The organism is Tateyamaria sp. ANG-S1, assembly GCF_000814025.1.
Lineage (GTDB): Bacteria > Pseudomonadota > Alphaproteobacteria > Rhodobacterales > Rhodobacteraceae > Tateyamaria.
This window is the reverse complement of the sequence record NZ_JWLL01000029.1, coordinates 1-876: the sequence shown is the minus strand read 5'-3', so window position 1 is coordinate 876 and position 876 is coordinate 1. Positions and strand designations below refer to the sequence as shown.

The 876-nt window shown below is 53.4% G+C and carries 1 pseudogene; it reads right to left on the bottom strand.

Annotated elements, in window-relative coordinates:
• Positions 1 to 813, bottom strand: a pseudogene (locus tag RA29_RS21625) (hypothetical protein); the annotation flags it as partial.
• Positions 814 to 876: the final 63 nt, after the last annotated feature.

The following is an 876-nucleotide window of genomic DNA, read 5'->3' as shown; positions in this document are numbered from 1 at the left end:
GCCGCCCAAAAGCGTGTCATTGCCCAACCCGCCGTCGAGCAGGTCGTTGCCAGCTAAACCATTCAAAACATCAGGTGCAACTGTGCCATTCAGGACATCACCGGACGCGGTACCGTTAAAAATTAGGTTACTCAATTCAAGTTCGAAGCTGCCGGCATCATCACGGAACCTGCCGCCGCCAACGCCCAGATAGTATGTACCAGTGTCTTCAGCTTGAAACACGCCACTTCCCGTCCCGCCAACAACGGCCAAAGTCCCGACTGAAACACCAAAAGCGTTAAAGATTTCAACATCGCTTTGCGAAATGGGCGTGTTGTCCGAGCCACCTCTGAGCGTAATGATATAGGATGCTCCGCTGACCAGCTGCGTTGCATACATGTCGCGATCACCCTCGTAGTCGAGCAATCCCGTGATCGTCTGCCCTGCCTCGATTGTCGCATCGGTCGAAAGACGGGAAGAGACCTCTTCCACCATTTCAAGGCGGTAACCGCCCGGATCAGAGCCTGTCGTGCTATTGATGCCAGCAACGATGTAATGACGTCCACTGTCACTGGGGTTCCATGCCAGCAAAGAAGAACTGCGCCCGTTTGCAATGGTTAGCTGGGCACCTGTTTCATCTGTTAAAACCAACCCTGTATCCATGGTCGCATTTGACGTGCCGTCACCTGTCATGCGCCAGAAATAACCTCGTGTGGATTGCAACTCGACCGCATAAAAATCCTGGTCGCGACTGTATTCCAACGTACTTGTAATCGCTTCGCCCACGCTAATCGATGCGTCCGTTGCCGTCGAATTCGACACCTCCTCGATCATGGTTAGGTTGTAGCCCCCGGTGTCAACTGAACGGAGTTGACCGCTTCCTGCGCTGATGAAGTA